Below are 17,768 nucleotides of genomic sequence, written 5' to 3' on the forward strand. Positions count from 1 at the left end.
GAGAGGTAAAATGTGAGTTGTTTTTTGGACTTCTAATTTAAGAAAGAAATTTCAAAAATTGAGATAAAAAAAATCCAGACAAGATACCTGTCTGGATTTGTATAAGTAATGAAAGTTTATTTTAGAATATGGTATAGCCAAAAATGATTGAAGCAGATGTATATTTTGATGAATAATGGCTGCCTTCATTAAGAATACTCTTAGTTGAGTATCTTATTTCTAAGCCATATTTATCTTTAAATTTATAACCAACTCCCATTGCAAAAGGCCTATTAACTGCAACGTCGAAGTTACCAAAGGGAGGATATTTTACTTCTGAACTTAATTGAAATTCTACAATGTATTGTAAATTAAAGAAAAGTTTAGAATCATTATTTAAGAACGAATAATACCTTACCCCAATAGGTAATTCAATGGATTTATAATCAATAGATGTATTCACTTTTCTTACTATTGTCTCTGCAGTATAGTATTGATAAGTAGGTTCTGCAATAAAAGCCCATTTGTTTCTGTTAAAACCTAAAATAAATTCAGCTTCTACCCCTAATCTTACCTGTGTTTTATTATCAAAGTCAGCATCATACAAAGGCATATCGATACGTTTTACAGAAGCTTTGCTATTGCTTATTCCTGCTCTAATATTTAAATTGAATAAATCTTTTTTCTGTTTGATTTTTTCTACGGCAGTTTTTGGATCAACAGATTGATTGTATTTTGAAAAAAGTGCCGCTAATTTATCTTTACTGTAGCTTAAACTCTTAATATCTCTATATGTAATAGCATTGTCTTGCAAAGCATTAGATAATTGCTGTTTATAATGGTTGTTATGGCCAACTTCAAATTCGTTAATTTTATAACTTTTATAAACTAATTGATTTAAAGCTGCTTCATCAGTTTTAAAGAAAAACCTTTTTAAATCATTTTCATCATATTGATATAAAGTTGCTTTTCCTTCAACTAATACTTTTAAAAACAATGTTTCTTCAGTAAATTCAGGATTTTTGACATAACTCATCGCGCTCATATTCTCACTCGATCTGTCCATATTTACACTGAATCTTTGATATTTTGCATCGTTTTCAAAACCAAATTCTTTGACTTGCTGAATAGTTAAAGTCTGAGGCTGATCTGTTTCAGTTAATTTATATTGAAATTCTTTTGGAGTTTTTATCCAATCTTGATTTCTAATTAAGCAGTTAACTTTGGTGTTATTGTTGTCAATGTAATACGCTTTTTCGAAGACAATTTGTGAATAAGAATGAAAGCTGAGAAAAGTAAATAAAAGTAAGAAAAGTAGTTTTTTAATCATTTTGATGGTTTGAAATTTTTATTTTTGAAATGTTAATCGCGGGCAAATATATACAAGAAATTTCATATAAATAATTTCAAAAAAAAGTTTTTAAACCTTCCCCTTATCAATCCATTTTCCAACCGTTGGCGGCCTATAATTTCTCATTTTATCTAGTAAATCCTCAATATTATCACTTACTAAAAGCATTTCAGCATTTACGTCTTTCAGTAAACCTTTTTCAACCATGACATTAAGAAGCTGAATAAGGGCATCATAAAATCCGTTGATGTTTAAAATGGCGATAGGTTTTTTATGTAAACCCAGTTGTGCCCAAGTAAGCATTTCAAAAAGCTCTTCTAGAGTTCCAAAACCTCCGGGAAGTGCAATTACGCCATCGCATAAGTCACTCATTTTAGTTTTGCGTTCGTGCATGCTTTCAACCAAAACTAATTCGGTTAAACCCTGATGCGCAATTTCTTTTGATCTTAAAAAATTAGGAAGAACACCAATAACAGTTCCATTTTCGCTCAAAGCGCCATCGGCAACAGCGCCCATTAAGCCAACATTTGCTCCGCCATAGACTAAACCTATATTTTGTTTGGCTAAAGTTTTTCCTAATAGTTCGGCTTGTTCTTTATAGATTTCTTCGGTTCCAAAACTTGATCCGCAGAAAACGGTGATTTTTTTCATGTTTGTATGTTAAAAAGTAAAAAGGTTGATGTTTTGCTGCAAATTTACACTTTACTGTAAACTGACATAAACTGTGACAAATTTATTTCTTCAATTCATATTCAAAATACGGCATGTCAACACCATTCACACTAAACATGACATCATTTATTTTTTCTGCCCCGAGTTTTAAAACGGCTTTCTGCGAACGGAAATTTTCTGCGCCAACATGGAAAAGGATCGAATCAACGTGCTGAAAAGCATAATCGATCATTAATTTTTTATTTGATTTATTATAAGGTCCTCCCCAAAATTTTCTGGTTATAAAGGTGTAGCCAATTGCAACACTTGATTTTTCTGAACTGTAATCGTAAAAGCTCGTTGTTCCCATTATTTCATTGGTTTGTTTATCGAAAATTAAGAACGAACCTTTTGTAATTATGATATCAAAAAAAGTTTTGAAAGCTTCTTTTTCATGTCGGTTTTTTACAGGATTCTGTTCCCAAATTAAGGGGTCGGAAGCCGCTTCAAATAATGCGTCAAAATGTTTGTCCTTTAATGGGATTAACTTTGAGATTTCATTTTCTAAAACTTCAGGCTGTAAGTTGAAATTTGATATCATGATTTTTGATTTTTTTTTGATTAGTCTTTTCCACATATTAATGGATTAAAATGATTTTCTTATCTCGACAGAAAAAGGAGAAATTATGCTCGAAAATCGACAAAGAGTAATGCTTTTCATGGCGAATCCTTCGACTTCGCTCAAGATGAAAAAACGGCGTTCAGCAGTTTGTTTAGTAAAGTCAGTGGGCAGCAAAATCAATTAAATATTTTTAATCTGAACACAAGAAACGTTTTCCATTTTAATTTCTTTTCCTATTTTTTTGAGCAATCCTGTTTTAGGATTTCTTCTAAAAACAATAATATTTCCAGTAAGCACATTTGAGGCAGCTAAAAATTTGCCAGTTTCATCGATGGCAAAAATCCTTGGATGTTTTCCTAAAGTCGATTGATAACCAATGTTTTTTAAAAGCCCCTTTTCATCAATAGAGAAAATAGCAATATTATTTTCTTTTCCTCGATTTGCAGCGTACAGAAATTTTCCGTCAGGAGAAATATGAATATCAGAACTTTCAAATCCTTCTTTTATCTTATCAGAATGTGTCGCAATACGTTGAATTTTATTTAAAACGCCATTATCATAGTTATAAACACTTATCTGCCCAGCCATCTCTTCAATGCAATAACCAAATTTTTGATTCGGATGAAAAGTAAAATGTCTTGGTCCGGCTTCTAAATCAGTTTTGGTAAACGGATTTTCGGTTTCGGTTAAAGGCTGTTTTTTATTTTCGTTAAAAGCATAACAGCGAATTTTATCAGCACCTAAATCGGGTAAAAATAAATAATCGAATTGCGGAGAAAATACGGCCGAATGAACATGAGATTTGGTTTGTCTTTCTTTATGAGTGCTTCCGTCTGTATAATGGAAATTCTGTGCAATCGAATCGATTTTTCCGTTTTCAAGAATCGGGTAAACCGAAACACTTCCTTCGGTATAATTTGCATTCGCCAGCCATTTTCCGCTTTTATGAACTGAAACATATACCGGATTTTCGCCTCCGCTTCTTTGACTGTTTAAAAAAGTCAGGCTTTTATTTTCGGGATTAAATTCAAAACTACTTACACTTCCCGCGTTTGGTGTTTTAGTATCTGTACAGGCATAAATGTATTTTCCGTTTGGAGAAACGGTTAAATAGGATGGATTTATAATATTTTTTACCGAAGTTATTTTGTTCAGTCTTCCGTTTAAAGTATCTAATTGATAAACCTGAATTGCTTCTGCCGATTTATCACGATTGTATGATCCTAAAAAGACATAGGTGTTTTGCGAAAAAATATTGAATGTCAGGAAAAGAGTTAGTATTAAGAAGCTTATTTTTTGTTTCATGTGGTTTTTTTGTTTCAAGTTTACAGTCTCAATTCAATCTAAAATCTAAATTTTATCTCACGCCTTTCCACCATTGTTTAAACTCTTGTTTTTCGTTTTTTAATTCCACTAATTCGCCAATCATTGGCGTAATTAACGGAATTGGATTTTCTGAAACGGCGTTTAATTCGGTTACTTTAATGAGCGGTTCATCCCAGGAATGCAGCGATAAAGCAAATTTAGAAGAATGTACAGGGAAAACCCTTTTTGCTTTTAAATCTTTTATGGCTTTTATCACGTCATTTGGCATATTATGAATGTATTTCCATTTTTCGTTGTATTGACCGTTATCGATTAAAGCGACATCAAACGGACCAAATTTTGCTCCAATTTCGGCGAAATGTTTGTCGTAACCGCTGTCTCCGCCCAAATACATTTTAAAATCTTTGGTTTCTAAAACAAAAGAAGTCCAAAGTGTGTTACAGCGTTTAAAACTTCTGCCGGAGAAATGTCTTGACGGTGTTGTATAAAGCGTTAGGTTTTGATCTAATTCTATTTTTTCATTCCAGTCTTTTTCGATGATGTTTTCTATTGGAAAACCCCAAAATTCAAAATGCGAACCAACTCCAAGTGCCGTGATTACTTTTTTTGTTTTAGGTTTTAATTTGATAATGGTATCATAATCCAAATGATCGTAATGGTCATGAGTTATCAGTAAATAATCAATTTCAGGAAAATCGTCAACAGTATAAATGTCACTTCCTTTAAACGATTTTGTTGTGCCAGCAATGGGAGAGGCATTACCGCTGAAAACCGGATCGATTAAAAACCGTTTTCCTTCAAGCTGAATAAAATAAGACGAATGTCCAAACCAAACCAAAACATCCTGATCGATAGAAAGTTGATGCAGATTGGTTTTGATTGACGGAATTAAATCGGTTGGAATTTTTCTCTCTACTTTTTTAAAGAAGAATTCAAATAAAACGCCAATAAAACTTTCACCTTCGGCCAGATCCGGCGTAAAAGTCTGGTTTTCGAATTTTCCGTTTTTATATTGAGGTGATTTTTGAATTAAAGCTAATCTTTCGCCGGAAGGCTTTTTTCCAAATTTTGGATGTTGTAAAAAGGTATAACCGATAAGTGCGATTATCAATAGCAGGATTAAGAATGTGATCATTTTTATTTTGAGGGATATAATTTCTGAATAGATTCTACTGAAAGCGAAATCATCTTTTTTAAGATTTCGAGATCAATGTCTGTTAGTTTTTTGATATAAATGCATCCTTTGCCGGCTTTATGTTTCCCGAATTTCAAAAGCAGTTCTTCTTTGTTTTCAAAAACCGGATTTAAATAAAGCGAGATAGCATCTTTTCTTGGCGAGAAACCTGTTAACGGCGCATCGCCTTCATGTCCGCTGGCGTATTTGTAATGATAGCTTCCAAAACCAATAATGTTGGGTCCCCACAATTTTGGTTCAAAACCTGTAACTTCCTGCATTATTTTTAGAAGTTCAAAAGCATCATTTCGTTTATTTTCGTCATCAATAACTTTTATAAAATCAATGACGCTGCTTTCTGTTTCTGTAGTTTTATTCTTTGCCATGATACTTTTATTTTTTATGAAGCAAATCGCTTTTCAATAAAATGTTTTTAATCTTAAATTCAGAAGAATAGAACAAATTTGAATCTTCATTCATTTGATTTTCCAAAACAATCAGACTAATATCACTTTCAGGAAAATACAAATTTATTGAAGAAAACCCATCACCTAAACCAGTGTGTCCAATATATTTTACAGTTTCTTTTTCAATAATTCTAAATCCATAACCGTAACCTTCTTTTTCTTTTCCAAAAAAATTATGTTGTGCAGTTATGTTATACTTGAAAAGTAATTGATAGCTTTTGGGTTTTAAAAGTTTTCCTTTATGAAGGTTATTATTCCAAATATTTAAATCGGCGACAGTTGAAATAACTCCATTAGATGCAATGCTTTCAGGTGTAATCATTGTTTCGGTTACACCTTCAAAGACATTCTTAGAATTTATATAACCAGAAACTAAATTTAGATTTTTATCAGCAGTATAACAAAATGTGTTTTTCATTTTAAGTTCTTTGAAAAAAGCATTTGCTGTTTCTGAATAACTTTTTTTAGTAGTTACAGCAATTATTTTCCCAAGTATACTATATCCTAAATTTCCATATTTAAATTCAGTTCCGGGTTTAAAAAGCAATGGTTTTTCTATATCAATTATTCCATGAGTATGATTTAATAATTCATGCACAGTTACTGAGTCTGCCCAGGATTGTATAAGTTCGGGTAAATACTTTTTTATAGGTGCGTGTAAATCAATTTTTCCTTTTTCAACTTCTTTCAAAATTAAAACAGCTGTAATTTGTCTGGTATTAGACATAATTTCGAATTGACTATCTGGCTGCAAAGGTTTTTTACTTTCAAAATTGGCAAAGCCATGTGCTTTATTGTATAAAGTTTTCCCGTTTTTAGAAATTAGAACTACGCCATTAAACACAGGAGAAGTACTATTTTGAATAATACTGTCAATCTTAAAAGAATAATCATCTTTTTTTTGTGCCGATGAATTGCAGCTTGAAAGAATAAGTAATAGAAATAAAAAAGAGGAAAATTTAAAAATTGAGGTCATTGTTTGGATTATGGTTGGTAGTTTATGGTTGGTAGTTTATGGTTGGTGGTTAACTGTTAGTTTTAGTGTTTGAATCTGAATTATAATTAATAATTATTTCAAAATATTCCATTTTCGTTTACAGTTTCAGTTGGAATCTGCTGACCTAAATCCCAGAGTTCAATGATTTTGTCGGCTTTGAATTTTAAAATATGAACAACTGCAAAACCTGCGTCTGCTGGAGTTTGTTTTAAATGCGAATGCACTGCGACGATATTATCTTCTTCTAAAATATGATGAACATTAAAAATCTTATTCGGATTTTTTCTTGCAGATTCTTCCATTGCCAGCATTAAAGTATCGGCATCGCCTTTAAAATAAGCATTATGATGTTTAAAATCTTTGCTCACATGAAGTCGGAATGCTTCGTGAGGATGTCCGTTAGCTGCAAGTTTCAGGAAGTTTTGAGCAATTTCTTTCTTAGTCATAATTTTAAATGTAATAGCAAACTAAGTTATGAAATTTGGAAGTACGTTTTTAAATAAATAAACGCTTATTTTTTATAAATCTTCGGATTTTATTTCCGAAATATCAATGCCTAATTTTGTGAATTCTTTTTGCCCTAAATCAGTAATATAAAAGTGTTTATCACTTGGTTTTTTTTTGGCAATCCATCCTTTTTCAGCAAAGCTCACAGCTAGTAACTGGCCTAGTTTTCCGCCAATATGTTCGTAACACATTTTTGCCGGTTTTTGTTTGGAGAGTTTCTCGTTCATTTTTGCTTTTTTTAGTATTGTAATCGGGTCTCTTTTTTGCAAACTGTTCTTAAAGCGAGATAAGACATTGGAATGTAAGCAAAAGCTAAATCTATAAATGTAAACCACCTTGGTGACGGAAGCGAGCAAACGCTTACAATTCCGCTAAGAAGAAAAAAAGCACCAATTACCAAAGCCAGTTTCTTTTTTTGATTAAAAGCAAGTATGGCTGTTGTAACTGCCCCGGCAAACGTTCCCACGGCATGAGCCAGAAAAGGAAAAAGAAAATGTTCAGCCTCAAATAAATGCATTGTTTTTTGAAGACCTTCCATTGTACTATTGTCAACTCCATTTGGAGGCGGAATAATTGAACTGCTCATTAAAATTATACTCATATTTACTATACTTCCAATAATAATTCCGACAATAACAGCCAAAGTATTCCTCAAAATGGGGTTCATAATTTCGATTTTTTAGACTTACGAATTTATGAAAATTATGAATTAGATATAGTGAAATATTGTTTTAATTGAAAGATTGTCTGAATTCCAGAGGAGAAATATTGGTTTTGGTCTTGAATAATTTGCTGAAAGACTGCTGATGCTCAAAACCTAACTCAAAAGCAATTTCGCTTACAGACAAATTGGTAGTCGAAAGTTTTTCTTTGGCTTTTTCGATCAATTTATTGTGAATGTGCTGTTGTGTGCTCTGTCCCGTAAGATGTTTCAATAAACCGCTTAAATAATTGGGAGAAACATTTAATTTTTCGGCGATAGAATATACTGTAGGAAGTCCTTTTTTAGTTAAAGAATGACTGCTGAAATAGTCTTCGAGCAGATTTTCTAAACGTGCCAGAATTTCATGATTGCTTATTTTTCGGGTTATAAACTGACGGTTGTAAAAACGTTCAGAATAGGTGAGCAATAATTCAATTTGTGCAATTATAACGTCCTGACTGAATTTGTCAATATTAGATTGATATTCCTGCTGAATATTTTTTATAATATCGATAATCATTTTTTCTTCTTTATCAGAAAGGTGCAGTGCTTCGTAAACAGAATATCCAAAATATTCGTATTGCTTGATTTTCTGCGCAAGCGGTGTATTCCATAAAAAATCGGGATGAATTAATAATGAATATCCCGTGTGCTGCAGTTCTGAATTTCCTTCGATAGAAAATACCTGACCCGGCGCAATAAATAACAAAACGCCTTCTTTAAAGTCGTATTCCTGCTGGCCGTAACGCATTACGGCATTGGCATTTCTTTTTAATGCGATGGAATAGAAATCCAAAATCAGACTTTTTGGTTCTTGTGCATTGAGATATTTAAGATCCTCAAAATTATAAACGCTGACAAGCGGATGCTCAGGTTTTGGCAAATCCCGAAACTCATGAAATTCGCTGATGCTTTTTATTCTATGCGGTTGTTGATTTGCCATAACCTAAGATACTTATTTTTGATTGTAAATTAAAGCAAATTCTTTTGCATAATCTGCCAGTTTTGTTTTTCCAAATACGTTAGGTTTATTATTAGAAAAGTCTGCGCCTAATACTCCGTTGTGAAGTGCCGCATACATTTCGACCAAACCTTCTGCAATTTTAGGCTGCATACCAACAGAAACTAAGCCATTTAATACTTCTTCATTGCCTATTAATTTCCATTCCAAATCGGGTTTTCCAATTGCTGTTCCTAAAATATGTGCTGTTTCATTACCTGTTAATTCTTCACTTACCACATAACGGATTTTTTTTCCGTCAAGCGGAGAAGTAAGTTCTTCGGCAATGGCTTGTGCAATATCGTTTGGTGAAACCCATGGAATTAGAGAATCTGCGCCATAATTTGCTGCTATAAATCCTTGGTTTTTTATCGCCGGAATATAAGCCAGTAAATTATAATAGAACGAAGTTGGACGCATAAACGTAATGGAAACGTTTGTAAGTTGATTTAAAACAGCTTCAATTTCATTATAACGCTGAATAATTCCTGAATTTTGCTCTAAATGTGCTCCAATACTGCTTAGAAAAACAACGCGTTTTACGCCAGATTGTTTGATGGCTTGGGCATAAGTATTGCCAATTTTGCGGGTAAAAGCATCTAAATCTAAGTTTGGATCAAAATAATTGGCGCGCGGAATCATGCAATACACGGCATCTGAACCTGAAAAAGTTTCAGTTAAAAATGCGCTGTCTTCAACTGAGCCAATAGCGGTTTCTGCACCAAGTTTTTCGATTTCTTCTTTTCTTTCAGCACTGCTTGTAATTATGGTTACTGAATGACCTTTTTGAATTAATTCTTTAGCCAATGGCTTGCTGATGTTCCCTAAAGAACCTGTAATTGTAATTTTCATGTGTTCTGATTTTTTGATGATACAAAGTTGCGTCACATCAAAAGAACAGCTGTAGCCAAATCTACTATTGTTGTAGTCTAAAAAAGAGGCTTAGAAATTAAGATTCTGATGTACTGAGTTTTTTAAGTGAAAATCTGTTTAATCCGTAGAATCAGCGGGCATAAATTTATTGCTTTTCAGATAATTTCTTTTCGTTTTCTGTCTGAGGTTTTCCGGTTGCGTTGGGTTCTCCTTTTCCGGTTTCAATTAGTTTTTTTAAACTGTTTTGAATGTAGTTTGTCCAGGCATCACGGCATATTTCGAAACATTCGTATTCTGGAACTAAACCAAAATGAGTAAAACGAAGTTCTGTTTTACCCTCTTTTTCTTTGATTTCAAAAGTTGGTTTTGTTCCTGTCCATTCTGTTTTATCTTCGGTAAATTTGAAATAATTTTTTTCGACCAGCCAAACTATCTTTTGGTTCGGAATTACTTCTATTAATGTTATTTTACATTGATGAATATCTTCATAATGATAATCAAATACATCATTTAATTTCGCCGTATTCCCTTCTATTTCTTCAGACCACCAGCCTCGTACATTTGTAACAGCATTAAAAACTTCCTGCGGAGACTGATTGACTTGTATTACTGTGGTAAAATCTATTGCGCTCATTTTATGATTTTTAAAAGTTGAATATCAAATTTATTCTTTAAAAATCAATTGGTTAGGTTTTTATGAGACAATTTTACGGGTGATTTCGGACAAGTTTTGAGGAGTTTTTAGATTTTAGATTTTTTGACTTTGCGAAATCTGCGGTAAATGGCTAAGCTATTTTAACACACATCCAGCCAGCTTTAAGAATTGGTTTTTCGTCAATATAAGCAGTTCCTTGCTGTTTTATAATTTTCTCGCCCAAACGGATATTTTCTATTACAAGTTTTATTTCGTCTCCAAATTTGGCTTTGCCATAAAACTCGGCATTTTCAATGCTTACTAAACCAAATATTCCATCTGTAATTCCCAAAAGTTTTACACCTGCGCCGCCACATTGTGCCATTGCTTCGATAAGAATAGCTCCGGGTATGAAATCTAATATTCTAAAAGTAGTTTTTAACCAGTTGTCTTTTTCGTTAAATGTTTTAATACCAATTATTTCTGCTTTCGTATAAGATAGTACTTCATCAACAAAAAGAAATGGTGCTCTGTGCGGAATTAGACTTTCTATATTTTTTGACATGCTTGTAGTTTTGTTCTACGCAATATAAGGAAAATGCGGAGATTATTCTAATTTGAAATTTTATCGTTTTTTGGGTTTTAGGCCAAATAAATTTTAATTTTTTCAACGGCTTTTTCAATCTGTAAAAGATGATCTGCCATTACTTTTTCTAATTCTAATGTTCCGCCCAGAATAAGCATTTCTTTGTTTTCGAAACGTTTTCCTAAACGATCTTCAATCATAATTTTTTCCATGCTTTGTGACATTCCAATTTCAGATAAAAAAGAGTTTGGATGTCCGGCAGTACAAATTACAAGTCCAAACGGAATGGTTTTCATTTTTGGGAAATTGTCTGTTTGTCCATACGCATATCCAACAGAATATACGCGATCGAACCAGCCTTTTAGTTTTGCAGGACAATCGCTCCACCAAACGGGATATAGAAAAATAATGCAATCGGATTTTTTAATTTTTTGATGTTCTGCTAAAACGTCTTTTGGAATAGGCAGATTAAGTTTAGCAAAACCTTCTCTTTCATATTCTTCTTCACTCATATCACTTTGAAAGCTGGAAGCATATAAATCCGAAATTTCAAGATCCCAGTTTTGTTTCTTTATGGCTTGTTTTAATTGTTCCAAAACCTGAAAGGTGTAAGATTTTTTACTGGGATGGCTGTAAACGATTAGGATATTCATTTTTAATAGTTTATTTTTAAATGTAAAGACACACTTCAGTGTATTTAAATTAATATTATTTCAGTCGTATTAAAACACCTTTGCGTTTTACTATGTTTTTATAATCCCATTGAATATTTCGGGCTTTTTCAAGCCATCTTTTTAAATCTTCTATATTGATTTGGTCAGCGGTTGGGTAACGGGCTTCGGCAGCTTTAAAACTTCCTTCGTTTTGAAGATTAGGTTCGTCAAAAGATTGTCCGCTCCAAAAAAGTAATCTTACAGAATCTTTTAGTTTACTGTAACCTGCAACGGGATTTCCGTCAAGAAACCAAACCGGATGCCGATGCCAGATTTTGCTTTCGGCTTCTGTTAAAAACGCATCAATTTCTGAACTCAAAATAATACCTATTTTTTTGTCTTCGGGATTTTGAGAATCGTTGTATTTCTGGATTTCCTGATTCATGGTTTTTGATTTTTTACTTGTTAATCAATATTTTTTGAAAGCTCAAACGAAATATAAGTTCCGTTGCCGGATTGTCCTTTTTCTTTTGCTGTAAATCCTGTTTTTTTATAAAACTGAATTGCTTTGGTATTGTTTTCAAGACATTTTAAAGTCAATGGAAGTTTAAATGTATTAATTACTGCTTTTAATAATGCCGTTCCAATTTTTTGGCCTTGGTATTTTTGATCGATATATAAGTGATGTATAAAATTGGTGGGAGTCCATATTGAAATAAATCCAACCGGAATATCATCTGATAATGCCACGAGAATTTGTTCACCCTGCGTGTATTTTTCAAAATCATCTAATTGAAAATCGGATGTATCCAGCCAGGAAAATGTTCTTTGCCTTTCGTTTAAAAACAGCTGTTTTAGTAATGGGTAATCTTTATTTCTAATTTCGACTATTTTCATCAAATGACTGCGTTTATATTTTCATTTAAAAGTAGCCTTTTTATTTAAAATGATCTGTTACAAATAAGGTCCTGTAAAAACGGGTTTGCATTAAGATGGAAATGGCATCTGCCGATTTAGAAAAACAAGACTTTTAGTTGTAATTTTTGTTAATTGGAAATAGAGTGCACAGCCTGACAGAAGTGAACACTCATATTATTCTGTAACCCATTTTCCTTTTTCCTTTGCAATGTCGATTAATTTTTGTCCGTGTTCTGTCATCAAACCTTCTTTAATCATACGTTCAGCTCGCTCTATGTTGGGTTTGCTCCATTTACTGGTTTTCGGGTTTCGGTGCGAAAAGGTGAGATAATAACTTTCGGCATCGCGTTTTTTGCATAAGCTGTCGATCCAGCCAAAACAAAGTGCTTCTTCAGTAGCTTCAATTAAATTGACACTTTCAGTTTTACTTTTCTTGTGAAATAAAATCAGCCAAACTGATTTCTCGCTGACGCTGTTTTCTGTTAACCATTTGCGCCAATCAGCTCTGGTTTGGGCATAAAGGGCTGATTTTCCGTCTTTCGTTTCCATATATCTTATTTTTAATAGTAAAAGTAAAATGGGATGATGACAACGGTTTGTCAGGAGTAAAAATAAATTAAAATATTGATTATTTGGTGTTTATGGTTTTTATTTGTGTAGTTAATTATTGAAATTTTGATTAAAAGTTGAAGTAATGTTTTCTACAAACTCTTTAGTATATTGTCCGGTTTCGTCTAAACCGGGGTCTAGAATTGTGATTTCGAGTCCGGTTAGTTTTTTACTTTGAAACAAATAGGAGGTAAGTTCGTTAAATTCGTCGTAAGTCAGGCCGTCTGGAGTTCGGCTGTCTACGCAGGGCATTATAGAATCGTTTAAAACATCGACATCGATATGAATCCAAAAGCCGTCGAGTTTTTTGCTCTTGATTTCTAAAAGAAAGGATTGAACGGCATTTTTTATGCCTTGTTTTCGTAATTCATTAAGGCTTAAATAAGTTGCTGTGGATTTCCTGATTTCGTTTTCGTAAGTGTCATCATATTCACGATTGCCCACGCACCAAAGGTTTTCTTCTTTTATATAAGGAGATAAATTTAGAATATTGGTTAGTTTTGTATGTCCGTTTCCTGTAATAATTGATGCAGCCATTCCGCCGGCACCACCGGTTTCTGATAGCGAAATATCCATAAAATCAGTATGGCCGTCGAGGTAAAATAAACCGTAATTTCCTTTTTGTTTTAATGCCATTGCGGTTCCTAAAAGTATACTGCAATCACCGCCAAGTACAAACGGAAATTTACCTGAGCTGAGTAAATTGTTTATTAAATACGCTTGCTCTCTCGCATAAGTAACCAGAGAATCTGCGTTTAAAATATTGGTTTCGGGATCTTTTATGCTGGAATATTTTGGCGGATCGAGTCTTATTATATTTTTAGCTCTAACGGTTTTATGCAAATTGTGTTTCCATAACCAATCCGGCAGACAATTTACGCTTGGTTCTTTGCCTGGATATGGTTCTTTTAAACCTAAATTAGAAGTAAATTCGACAATGGTTATTTCTTTCATAATGCCGTTTTTGTATCTAAAGTTATTAAAATATATGTCTGCGAAAGGTTTTTTAACAATCCAAAATGAAAAAAATCCGATCTGTTTATCGTAAATCGGATTTTGTATTTAATATAAGTTATTGATTTTGAAAGATAATAATATCGCTAAACTTTTCAATTTGGTCTATTATAAAAAGGCTGTCGTTGAAATAATCCATGTCAAAATCCTGATCTCCCCAAATTTCAAATCTTTTTTGTGAAACTTTTAGTTTTTCTTTATCATAAGTGTTTTCGTTCCAGTCTTCTTCAAGATAATCAGCAATTTCTGCAGCTTCTTCATTTACATGTTTTTCATCGGATAAATAAATATAGAATTTGTACTGGTCATCAAAAGTTATCGTAATTGCATTATCCTTCAGTACAATTTGTGGTTTGTCTGCATTATCAGATTCTTGATAAAAAGTTTCTAGATATTCTCTTAAAACGGTAATATCTGCATTTGATACGGGCGATATATAAGCAGAATAGGAATAAAAAGTATTTGCCATTTATTTTCTGTTTAAATCAGTTATCAATAAAGGATTGTCTTTCTTTAATTTATTTACTAATTCTTCAACCGTTGTTGGGTTTTCTTTGATGTGTTCGTATTCTGTCGAAGTAATTCCAACAATCTGCAGGAATGAAACTTCTCCGTGCGGTGTTTGTATTTTTTCGATTTCGGGATCGTTTATAAAAAGCAGCGCTGTAATATCAGTATCGGTGTCAAGTCTTATTGGACCATTGGCAGGCATATAATGAAACTCTTCAAACCAGTTTCCGCTGTCAAACACATATTTGGCAATGTTTTGTAAAAGTGCCACTGCCCAGCTTGGGTTTCCGTTGTCGGCTTCAAAAGGTTTTAATCTAAAAGTAAGTTCAAATCCCCATTTACTGAATTCGCCATCGACTTTTTCTTCGTTATAATACAATTCAGAAAAACCGTAGGTTACAAAATGAAAGTGGTCTTCTTGTTTTTTGCTCTCGTAAATACTTACGCCGTCCAGCGGACTTTCTCCGCCTAGCATATAACTTATGGCAGGAGCAAAATGTTTGGGTTCTTGTTCCGGATAAAGCTGGTCAAATACTTTATCTATTTCCAGCCATCCAACGGCATCATCTTCTGAAAACGCTTTTTTATATTCTTCTAAATTCATACTAACAATTTTCTGGTTTAAATAATAGACAAGATATTATTTTTAGTGCAGAAAATTAAATTTATTTGTTATCCGGAAGCAAAAAAAGCATAAAAAAATCCGGCTTGTTTGAAGAGCCGGATACTATATTTTTATTCTAGTTTTTTTATGAGCTGATTTGCGCCTTCCTGAAGTGCCTTGTAATAATCGCCTTTTTTTAATTCGGGAAGTACATAATTGGAGACAATATCTTTCATTTCCTGATCTGACATTTTAGATCGTATTTTTTCAACACCCTGAATCTGAATTTGTCTTAGTTGTTTGCTTAAAATGATTAAGATAGAAGTGTCTATTTTTAAATTAGCAACAAGATATTTATCTAAATCTGAAGAATATTGAGTTAAATCTGTATACGGCGCTATTGAAGGAGTAATTACAATAGTGATTTTTGTATTGGTTTTGGTCTCGCTTTTTTTTAATAAATCGTTTAAAGTTTTGAGCTGGCTTGAGGTTAAAATCTTTTCGAAGTCATTTACATAATCGTACGATTTTGCAAAATTGTTCTGATTACTTGTTTGCGCAAAAAAATACTGAGAACAAAAAAGAGAAAGGGTTAAAAAAAGTAATAATTTTTTCATGGCAGATATGTTTTGGGTGCCGCAAAATTAATGCTTTATTATTAAAAATCAGTCTTTAAATTGTGACGATAAATTAATATTTATTTTTAGGGAAATAAAAAAAATCCGATTTGCTTAAACGAATCGGATTTTGATTGAAATCTATTGCAATAACGGAATTAAATGCTCCCAGTTTAATTGTTTAGCAAAATCAAGCGCGGTCTTGCCATTGCTGGTTTTCGCGTTGCGATCTGCTCCTGATTCCAGTAAAACTTCGACAGATGTACTGTTTCCGGCAATGGTTTCACGATGTAAAAAAGTATAACCAGACTCGTCTTGTGAAGTAAGTTCTTCCGGATTGTTTTTTACAAAATCCATAAGGCTTTCTTTCATGTTTTTGCTCATAGGATGTTCTACAAGGTTTTCTGGTTTTTCTTTTTGATCAGAAACTACCAGAATATCGTTGTAATCTCCAAAGTCTAATCCCCAGGCTTCGTCATGTTCGTTTCTTTCCTCTTCGTTCATCTCTGATCGCATGGCGTGGATTGTGAAAGCCCCGTACGTTTTTCCCTGACTGGCAAATAACCAGTCGCTGATTTGATTTACGGGTATTTCTACTTCGTCGCCGTTATTTACGTTTGTTAATTCGTTAGGTTGGTTTACAAGGATTCCGTAGATACTGTCGCCGTCAAAATTGATATCGTTAATCCACATATGTTCAACTACAGTTTCGCCGTCTATGTCCTGAGTAAATGCTAGTTTAACGCAGGCAACATCAAGTCCCGGAATTATTCTTCGGTATTCCCAGGATAATTCTCTCCAGAAATATTTAAAAGTTTCTTGTGCTTTTTTGTAGGCTTCGATCATTTTTGGATTTTCTCCATCGGCAAAGAATATTGGTGTGTTTTCCATTTTGTATTATTTATTGTAAAGTAAAATTTTAAGATGTCTAAGAAATTTTAAACGAATAAAAAACCGATTTGTTTTTGCAAATCGGTTTTTTTATCATCAAAAGAAATTCAATTTAGAAATTTACATCGTCTGCAATATTTCCGCCTTGTTCTGCTGCAAATTTGGCAGCATATTCTTTTTGTTTTTGTTGTTGATAATCATGAAATTCTGTAATATCTGCTGAATTCCAGTTTTGGTTTTGCTCTGTCATCCATTGCATTGCTACAGATTGGAAGTCGGCAAGATTAATTCCAAAAGTATCTAAAATCCATTGTGCCCCGTCAATTCCGTATTCGTAAGCCGCTTGTCTTGCGCCAGCTAGTTCTTCGTAGAAATAACGATCTGTTTTTATTCTTTCCAGATTTGCTGCGCCTTCTTCAGAAATTTCAGCTTTCAGGTTTTCTAATTGTGGAACAGTTACATTTTCAGCATAATATTGTCCGAATAAAGTGGTAACGGTAAACGAAGTATCTTCTCCCATACGCTGCGGCCAGATTGTGTTTAACTCTTCCCAAACTGCAGGTTCGAATCCCATTGCTTTACAAACTTCAAGATAATCGATTCCGGCGCTGATTTTAAGACACATTGCCGTATACGTTCTTAAATCTACACCGTGAACAGGTTCAAGAAACGGATTGTTATCGTCTACTTTTACAAATCCAGAAGTCTGAACACCGCTGTATTTTAAAGAATTAGCGTGCTCAAAACGAATCATTTGATCTGAATCGCAGTTATTCCATTCTGTGTAAACCGTTCTTCTGTAATTAAAATATATGTTTTTAATATCTTTTTCTTCCAGATTTTCTCCACTTGCACGTTCATCTGCAATCCATGCTTCGGCTCTTTCGGCAACTTCGGCATCAAAATCTTCTACTGTATAATGTGTTCCGTGTAGTGTTTCAGGATCGTATTCTACTTCCTGATATTCCTCTTCGTAATCATTTTCATAATTATCATTTGAAGTCTGTGCTTCAAAATTTTGGTTTTCCTGCTTGTTGTCTCCAGTTAGAGATCCAAAAAGTTTTTTAAACATTTTTCAAATT

General features: G+C 33.1%; 24 protein-coding genes. All 24 read right to left on the reverse strand.

The genetic code is table 11. The annotated features are described in order from the left end of the window. Positions 1-121 precede the first annotated feature (121 nt). Positions 122-1,309: a PorT family protein gene (locus tag L1276_RS20180; protein WP_253791027.1), complete on the reverse strand. Its 1,188-nt coding sequence runs from the start codon at positions 1,307-1,309 to the stop codon at positions 122-124. Between the two features lie 90 nt (positions 1,310-1,399). Beyond that, a complete protein-coding gene (locus L1276_RS20185) occupies positions 1,400-1,981 on the reverse strand; it encodes a TIGR00730 family Rossman fold protein (RefSeq protein ID WP_253791028.1) in 582 nt (193 codons plus the stop codon). A gap of 82 nt (positions 1,982-2,063) precedes the next feature. After that, positions 2,064-2,582 (reverse strand): GNAT family N-acetyltransferase, encoded by a 519-nt coding sequence (locus tag L1276_RS20190; protein ID WP_253791030.1) that lies wholly within the window; start codon positions 2,580-2,582, stop codon positions 2,064-2,066. Between the two features lie 201 nt (positions 2,583-2,783). Continuing rightward, positions 2,784-3,908: a lactonase family protein gene (locus L1276_RS20195; RefSeq protein ID WP_253791032.1), complete on the reverse strand. Its 1,125-nt coding sequence runs from the start codon at positions 3,906-3,908 to the stop codon at positions 2,784-2,786. 52 nt (positions 3,909-3,960) lie between these two features. Continuing rightward, positions 3,961-5,064 (reverse strand): MBL fold metallo-hydrolase, encoded by a 1,104-nt coding sequence (locus tag L1276_RS20200; RefSeq protein WP_253791034.1) that lies wholly within the window; start codon positions 5,062-5,064, stop codon positions 3,961-3,963. Between the two features lie 2 nt (positions 5,065-5,066). Then, positions 5,067-5,489 carry a DUF1801 domain-containing protein gene (locus L1276_RS20205; protein ID WP_253791036.1) on the reverse strand — a complete coding sequence of 141 codons (423 nt, stop codon included), beginning with the start codon at positions 5,487-5,489 and terminating at the stop codon, positions 5,067-5,069. A gap of 7 nt (positions 5,490-5,496) precedes the next feature. Continuing rightward, a complete protein-coding gene (locus L1276_RS20210; protein ID WP_253791038.1) occupies positions 5,497-6,546 on the reverse strand; it encodes a serine hydrolase in 1,050 nt (349 codons plus the stop codon). Between the two features lie 98 nt (positions 6,547-6,644). Further along, positions 6,645-7,013, reverse strand: coding sequence for an ester cyclase (locus L1276_RS20215; RefSeq protein ID WP_253791040.1), 369 nt, complete (start codon positions 7,011-7,013; stop codon positions 6,645-6,647). Between the two features lie 72 nt (positions 7,014-7,085). Continuing rightward, entirely contained in the window at positions 7,086-7,301 is a 216-nt protein-coding gene (locus L1276_RS20220; protein WP_253791042.1) for an ArsR family transcriptional regulator, read from the reverse strand. Positions 7,302-7,312: 11 nt separating this feature from the next. After that, positions 7,313-7,741 (reverse strand): hypothetical protein, encoded by a 429-nt coding sequence (locus L1276_RS20225; protein ID WP_253791044.1) that lies wholly within the window; start codon positions 7,739-7,741, stop codon positions 7,313-7,315. Between the two features lie 64 nt (positions 7,742-7,805). Beyond that, entirely contained in the window at positions 7,806-8,720 is a 915-nt protein-coding gene (locus L1276_RS20230) for an AraC family transcriptional regulator (RefSeq protein ID WP_253791047.1), read from the reverse strand. A 12-nt stretch (positions 8,721-8,732) separates the two neighbouring features. Beyond that, positions 8,733-9,629, reverse strand: a complete 897-nt coding sequence (locus tag L1276_RS20235; RefSeq protein ID WP_253791049.1) for an NmrA family NAD(P)-binding protein — start codon at positions 9,627-9,629, stop codon at positions 8,733-8,735. Positions 9,630-9,795: 166 nt separating this feature from the next. After that, entirely contained in the window at positions 9,796-10,284 is a 489-nt protein-coding gene (locus tag L1276_RS20240) for an SRPBCC domain-containing protein (protein ID WP_253791051.1), read from the reverse strand. 151 nt (positions 10,285-10,435) lie between these two features. Next, positions 10,436-10,849 carry a 3-hydroxyacyl-ACP dehydratase FabZ family protein gene (locus tag L1276_RS20245; RefSeq protein WP_253791053.1) on the reverse strand — a complete coding sequence of 138 codons (414 nt, stop codon included), beginning with the start codon at positions 10,847-10,849 and terminating at the stop codon, positions 10,436-10,438. A 77-nt stretch (positions 10,850-10,926) separates the two neighbouring features. Beyond that, entirely contained in the window at positions 10,927-11,523 is a 597-nt protein-coding gene (locus tag L1276_RS20250; protein WP_253791055.1) for an NAD(P)H-dependent oxidoreductase, read from the reverse strand. Between the two features lie 55 nt (positions 11,524-11,578). Continuing rightward, a complete protein-coding gene (locus L1276_RS20255) occupies positions 11,579-11,968 on the reverse strand; it encodes a DUF1801 domain-containing protein (RefSeq protein ID WP_253791056.1) in 390 nt (129 codons plus the stop codon). A 20-nt stretch (positions 11,969-11,988) separates the two neighbouring features. Next, positions 11,989-12,420, reverse strand: coding sequence for a GNAT family N-acetyltransferase (locus L1276_RS20260; protein ID WP_253791057.1), 432 nt, complete (start codon positions 12,418-12,420; stop codon positions 11,989-11,991). A gap of 195 nt (positions 12,421-12,615) precedes the next feature. Then, positions 12,616-12,990, reverse strand: a complete 375-nt coding sequence (locus tag L1276_RS20265; protein WP_253791058.1) for a YdeI family protein — start codon at positions 12,988-12,990, stop codon at positions 12,616-12,618. Positions 12,991-13,101: 111 nt separating this feature from the next. After that, a complete protein-coding gene (locus L1276_RS20270; protein WP_253791059.1) occupies positions 13,102-14,004 on the reverse strand; it encodes an arginase family protein in 903 nt (300 codons plus the stop codon). A gap of 118 nt (positions 14,005-14,122) precedes the next feature. Continuing rightward, on the reverse strand, positions 14,123-14,533 hold the full coding sequence (locus tag L1276_RS20275) for a hypothetical protein (protein WP_253791060.1): 411 nt from the start codon (positions 14,531-14,533) through the stop codon (positions 14,123-14,125). Continuing rightward, positions 14,534-15,178, reverse strand: a complete 645-nt coding sequence (locus tag L1276_RS20280) for a suppressor of fused domain protein (protein ID WP_253791061.1) — start codon at positions 15,176-15,178, stop codon at positions 14,534-14,536. Positions 15,179-15,309: 131 nt separating this feature from the next. Then, positions 15,310-15,795 (reverse strand): YgcG family protein, encoded by a 486-nt coding sequence (locus L1276_RS20285; protein WP_253791063.1) that lies wholly within the window; start codon positions 15,793-15,795, stop codon positions 15,310-15,312. Positions 15,796-15,936: 141 nt separating this feature from the next. Beyond that, the gene (locus tag L1276_RS20290) at positions 15,937-16,686 is read right to left on the reverse strand and encodes a DUF2314 domain-containing protein (RefSeq protein WP_253791065.1); all 750 of its coding nucleotides are present in this window, start codon (positions 16,684-16,686) and stop codon (positions 15,937-15,939) included. Between the two features lie 112 nt (positions 16,687-16,798). After that, entirely contained in the window at positions 16,799-17,758 is a 960-nt protein-coding gene (locus L1276_RS20295; RefSeq protein ID WP_253791067.1) for a DUF6620 family protein, read from the reverse strand. Positions 17,759-17,768: the final 10 nt, after the last annotated feature.

The organism is Flavobacterium sp. HSC-32F16 (assembly GCF_024171645.1).
Classification (GTDB): domain Bacteria; phylum Bacteroidota; class Bacteroidia; order Flavobacteriales; family Flavobacteriaceae; genus Flavobacterium.